Source organism: Streptomyces sp. NPDC001156 (genome assembly GCF_053598275.1).
The window spans coordinates 1-5193 of record NZ_JBSFJX010000351.1 but is presented as its reverse complement, the minus strand read 5'-3'; the positions used below and the strand labels follow the sequence as shown (position 1 = coordinate 5193).

Below are 5193 nucleotides of genomic sequence, written 5' to 3'. Positions count from 1 at the left end.
CACCGACCGGCGGGGGGGCGCCCGAACGCCCCCGCCCCCCCCCCGCGGCCCCCCCCCCCCCCCCCGGCCCGGGGGGGCCCCCCCGGCCCCCCCCGGGCCCCCCCCCCGGCCCAGAGCGCAGAGCGCTCCCCCACCCGGCCAGGGAGCACGGAGCGCCCGCCCCGCCCTCTGCCGCGTAGCGGCAGCGCGACGCGTCTGCGGAGCAGACCGCGCGCCAAGGCGCACCCCCCGCCGCGCCCCACAACACGTACGCCGGCCCCGGTGCTCACCGCCCCGTCCGCAAGGAGTACCCGCATGCCCGCACGCCCGGAGCTCACCCACCCCGACGACGCCGCCATAGCGGCCGCCATGAGCCGCACCCTGACCGCGCTTGCCGCCCTGGTCCAGGCACTCGGCGACGGCGAACACACGATCAACCTCGTGGCCGAACGGACCGACGACACGTTCGTCCGGGCTCAGGCCGACCTCTCCGTCGGCACCGACCCGCTGCGCCTGGCCGTCCTGGACGAAGACGACTTCGACGCCCTGCGCGCGCTGCTGGTGTTCACGCTGGAGGGCAGCACCGTCCGGCACGCCGTCCTGGTCGCCACCACCGCCGCCGAGCCCAACCCCCGCGCATGCGGCTGGACCGTGCGGAGCGGATGGCTGCACCCCATGGATACGGCCGCGCTCCAGCAGGCCGTCATCCCATGCCCGGACGTCCCCGCCGTACAGCGCGAGGTCTACGCCGCCCCGATCCTGTCCCTCCCCGACACCGACGAGGAGAGCCCCCGTGGCTGAGACGCCCGCGGCCACGACGAAGGCCGACAGCACCAGCCCCGCGGAGCCTGACGACATCCCCGCCGGGCAGGCCCTTCCGGGCATCCGGCTTATCGCCTACCGCGTACCCGAGTGTGGGATCGCAGGTTCCTACCTCCACATGGACCGCGCCGACGTCCATGTGACGTACGCCCAGGTTGTAGGCCGCTCGGGGCAGTTTTCGGCGCAGGGTGTGGCCTACGGTCTGCGCGCGGTTCGCGGCAGGGACGTGAACAGCTGGCTGCGTGGCAGTCTCAATTTCTGGCTGTCCAGCGATGCGCGCGTGACGGACGACGGAGTGATCCGGTATCGGCAGACCCGCAACCACTCGGTCGTCACGTTCGTGCCGGACAAGGCATCCGGAATCCTGATCAACCGACCGGACGAGCAAGTGACGGCCGCCGCCTACCGCGTGACCGGCCCGACCGGCGTCACACAACTGTGGCGAGGCCAAGCGGTGCGCGATGCCATCGGCACCTGCCGCCGAAAGCCCCCCGTCGGTTGGCCCGAAGGGTGGGCGCACCTCCTGCCCGACGCATCGGTCACATTCCAGCCCGGGGGGGGACCCATGGGGCTCGCCGGATGTCTACACAGCCGTTCCGGCCGACGAGCCCGCCTCATGGGGCCCGCCGTGCGCCCGGTGCGGCTACCCGGAATCCGAACACGACCCAGTGCGCCTGTGGGGCCGTTCCCGGACCGATGGCACGGGCTGTTCCTGCTGGACCTACAGCGAGCGGGAGGCGTAGAGCCCGCCGCAGGTTCACGGAAAACCCGCCGCCAGCGGTAACCCACAGACGCCGTTCCCGTCTCCCCCTTCCCCCCAGGGGAGGCGGGAACGGCCAACCCGGCCAGAGCGCCACTGGCCGAAGACCTGCCTCCCCGACGCCCGCGCCCTCCCCTTCGGCGAGCGCGGGGCGGCAGGCCCCAGCTCACCGAACCGATCCCTCGAGGAGCCGCAGCCCATGACCAGCCCGCGCCTGACCATCGACACGCCCGCCGGCACCGTGCGCGCCACCGCCGGCCCCCACCAGGCCGACGCCGTCATCTTCGAACTGGCCGGGGCGATGCGCGGCAGCGTCCACGTTACCGGCACCCACCACCCCCGCCGCTGGGACCAGTTCACCGCCGTCCGCGCCTGTCTCGGCCCCGTCAACGCCTTCCAGGCCACCGCCCCGGACGACGACCTGCCGCGGCTCGCACGAAGCCGCAGCGGCTACCGGGGCAGCTTGACTCTCTACGCCGACCACGCCCACCGCCCCCAGGTCACGGTGTATCCGATGGAGTCCGCCGCCGGACACGAGCCGTCCGAGAAGACGGCCGCGGCGCTCACCGCCGTCTTGCGCGCTTGCGCCGCCCACGTCGCGCAGGGCGACGACCTGCCCGCGATCCTTCAGCTGTCCCGGCAGCGGGACGCTCCCGCCCTGCTGCGCTTCCTCGCCTGGTCGGCCGCCCACCACCAGGCCGCAGCCGCCCGCTACGAGCGGGAGGTCCGCGCCTCCCACCCTGCGCGGCGCGCCGCCGTGGCCGCGTGGTGGGCCGTCGCTCGATGGTTCACCGCCTGCCCGCACCCGGTCCTGCTGCTGATGCTGGCCGATCTCCCCGACTCGCTGGCCCGCACCGTCGACGTCAAGCAGTGGTGGGCCCCCTACTGCCTCACCGAAGCGGCCCGAGAGTACGAACATGCACGGCGCGCCGAGGCCGAGGCCGATTCCCTGCGTGCCCAGCAGCGCTCACGGCGCCGGGCTCGCCGGCCGCAACCCCCCGCGCACGGTGCCCCGCGCGCGGCGTGCCTGGAACTGGAGGTGTCGTGACGATGCGCTGGTTGATGACCCTCGGAGAACGCAGCCGCCCCGATGTGCCTACCTACGCCGAGTGCCTGGGCCCGCACGAGGCCCGCGCAGTCGCCCTGGTCGACGACTGCGGCCAACTGTTCCCCATCCTGCTGGCGTGGCGGCAGGCACTCGGCGGCGACGTGACCGGCTGGGCCGGGCAGGTCGAGGCGGACGACGTCGAGAATCTCCCCCGGGAAGTGACCGAAGACTGGGGGCCCGGCCTGCGGCTGGACACGATGCCGGGCGGCTACGTGAAGGTCTCGGACTACCGCGACCACGAGCCGCCCGCCGCCGTCACCGCCGGCCCCCATGTGCTCATGCGTTGAATCTAGCTCCGGCAGCCAACGGCCAGCGCTTCTCACTGGCCGTCGAGAGACAGCAGGTCAGGGGCGTGTTCACACTACCTTAAATCTCACTAGTATAGATGTTGTGGGAGAGGGTGTTCTCTCGGCGGTGCGGGTCACCTCGGCCGCCCTGCCGGCCTTGCAGGAGAGCGAGCGGCCATCGTCAACGTCTCCTCGGTCGTCAGCGCCGACCCGCCCGCACCCCTCCTTGCATTACGGAGCGGCCAAGGCGGCGCTGGAGAGCTGGTCGAAGGGCCTTGCCACCCAGCTGACCCCCTCCGGCATCCGGGTCAACACCGTCGTCCTCGGCATGGTTCACGCCCCCGGGGCAGCGAAGTGCTGGAGACGGTGTCGAGGGCCATGGGCGCAACGGCGGAGCAGGCGTACGCCTCGGTTCCAAGCGCAGCCGTGAGGCGAGTGCGGTGGGCCAGCCGGGGGCTCGGGCGGTGATCTGCTCGGGGGCAGGCTCAGGATCTGGTGTCGGAAGGGCGTGGCAAGGGAGACGCCCAGCGTCAACCGTTCAGTAAGGTCCCACTACGTCGGACGGATCATCGCCGTAAGAATCGGCGAGTGCGGAGCCGGATGACTGACGCCGATGCCCCAGTACCCCCACGACTCGTAGAGTTGCTGGACCTTTCCCTCGCCGGCGGCGGGGTTCACCATCAGCGACACGTAGGGCTTGGCGGAGTACGCGGCAAGTAGCGCGTCATGGAGTCGCCGCGAGGTGCCGGTCTTCCGCCATGGGAGGCTCACGCCCAGTTCCTTCAGTGCGACAACGGGCTGAGCGGTGTACTCGACGGCCGGGGTCGGTGAGATCCGCTTCCACCAGCGGTCGTCACCCTCGATGACGTTTCCGTACGCGTAGCCCACCGGCTTCCCATCGTCGGTGTAGGCCAGAACGGCGGCCCAGCCTGCTTCGCTCCCGTGCCGGTCCAAGCGCTCGGTGAACGCGCTCACCGCGTAGTTCGGCAGGTGCAGAAGCTCCGCCCGTACATCGGCGTACGCGGCGATCAGGTCGGCTCGGGCCGGTGCAAGGTCGGAGTAGGAGCGCAGGCTGGTTCTCTGTGCTGTCGTCACGCAGCAGTCCCCCAAGTGGTCCGGGCATGCTCGTACCAGGTAGTTGCGGCCGTGCTGGTGGGCGCGATGACGTTGAGCCGGCCGCCGAACTCATTCAGCATCAGGGCAACGCGCGGGTGCTGGGTAGCGGCCTCCGTCTCCACGGAGATCGCGGTGTCCGTTGCCGCATCGATGGCACCTTGCTCGAGTTGGGCGCGGGCCAGCCGCGCGGTGGTGATGGCCTTGGAGCGTCGCATGTGAGGGCGCAGTGCGGCCAGGCAGCGGTACGCGTGGTACTCGGCCTTTTCCCAGTCGCGCAGCGCCAGGTACGAGGACAGCGCGAGCGAGTCGAGCTCCGCCTGGTCGTAGAAGGCATTCAGCCAGACGGGGCGGTACGCGCCTGGATCGGCGCGGTCCATGGCGCTCTGGGCTTCGTCGTATGCGCGGCAGGTACCGATCGGGTCGCCGGACGCTCCGTGGATGGCCATCTGCCGGGCCAGGCCCAGGGAAGCGAACATGGGGTCTCGGCGGTTGAGGTGGAGACTGCGGGCGACGTTGTTCGCGGCCATGGCTTGCGCAGGACGGCCGATGTGCCGGTACATGGTGCTGGCGTGGCTCCAGATGCGGAACTTGATCGCCTGGTCGCCTGCCATCTCCGCTAAGGCTTGCGCTTCCCGCATGTGGCTGATCGCGATGTCGAAACGCCGGCCGTCGATGGCGGCCCACATGGCAGAGGACCGGAAGGCGGCTGCGCAGCTGTAGAGGTGGCTGCGTACGCGTTCGGTGGCGCTGCCGGAGTCCTGAAGTTTCAGCGCGCTGTCTGCGAGAGCGGCGGCGTGTTTTTCGATGTTGAGCTGTCCGCCGTGCCGGTGGTCGCTGGCAACGACTTCGGCGAAGCGCTGCTGGAGGCGCTCGACGTCGGTCATCCCGATGCGGCGCGGGGCGCTGGTGGCGGGGGCGGCCGCGGCCAGCGCGGAGGCGGTCATGCCCGAGACGAACAGGCGGCGTTTCATGGGGTCCTCCTGCGGGGGAGCCGGGGTCCGCGTGGTCCGGCCCCGTGGCACGAACCCTAAGCCTCGATCCACCGACGTGGTTTGAAAGTGATCTTCTGGTGGGCTTCGGTCGGGTTCGGTGCCGGGTGGGCCGGGTGTGGGTAGGTGGTA

Annotated in this window: 7 protein-coding genes; 5 read left to right on the top strand and 2 right to left on the bottom strand. The window is 71.3% G+C overall.

Annotated elements, in window-relative coordinates; translation table 11 throughout:
- Positions 1–294: 294 nt before the first annotated feature.
- The 5 genes from ACWDA7_RS50000 to ACWDA7_RS49980 all read left to right on the top strand — a co-directional run bounded on the left by ACWDA7_RS50000 (position 295) and on the right by ACWDA7_RS49980 (position 3386).
- Complete coding sequence (locus tag ACWDA7_RS50000) at positions 295–780, top strand: hypothetical protein (RefSeq protein ID WP_450614514.1); 486 nt, start codon at positions 295–297, stop codon at positions 778–780.
- A gap of 139 nt (positions 781–919) precedes the next feature.
- A complete protein-coding gene (locus ACWDA7_RS49995) occupies positions 920–1585 on the top strand; it encodes a hypothetical protein (RefSeq protein WP_450614512.1) in 666 nt (221 codons plus the stop codon).
- A 175-nt stretch (positions 1586–1760) separates the two neighbouring features.
- Positions 1761–2609 carry a hypothetical protein gene (locus ACWDA7_RS49990; protein WP_450614511.1) on the top strand — a complete coding sequence of 283 codons (849 nt, stop codon included), beginning with the start codon at positions 1761–1763 and terminating at the stop codon, positions 2607–2609.
- Positions 2610–2611: 2 nt separating this feature from the next.
- The gene (locus ACWDA7_RS49985) at positions 2612–2956 is read left to right on the top strand and encodes a hypothetical protein (protein ID WP_450614509.1); all 345 of its coding nucleotides are present in this window, start codon (positions 2612–2614) and stop codon (positions 2954–2956) included.
- Complete coding sequence (locus tag ACWDA7_RS49980) at positions 2940–3386, top strand: SDR family oxidoreductase (protein ID WP_450614507.1); 447 nt, start codon at positions 2940–2942, stop codon at positions 3384–3386. The genes ACWDA7_RS49985 and ACWDA7_RS49980 overlap by 17 nt, the downstream gene beginning before the upstream one ends.
- Before the next feature lie 122 nt (positions 3387–3508).
- Here the strand turns inward: ACWDA7_RS49980 and ACWDA7_RS49975 are convergent, their stop codons facing one another.
- Positions 3509–4051: a GNAT family N-acetyltransferase gene (locus tag ACWDA7_RS49975; protein WP_450614505.1), complete on the bottom strand. Its 543-nt coding sequence runs from the start codon at positions 4049–4051 to the stop codon at positions 3509–3511.
- The gene (locus ACWDA7_RS49970) at positions 4048–5043 is read right to left on the bottom strand and encodes a hypothetical protein (RefSeq protein ID WP_450614503.1); all 996 of its coding nucleotides are present in this window, start codon (positions 5041–5043) and stop codon (positions 4048–4050) included. Before ACWDA7_RS49970 ends, ACWDA7_RS49975 begins: the two co-directional genes overlap by 4 nt.
- Between the last annotated feature and the right edge of the window lie 150 nt (positions 5044–5193).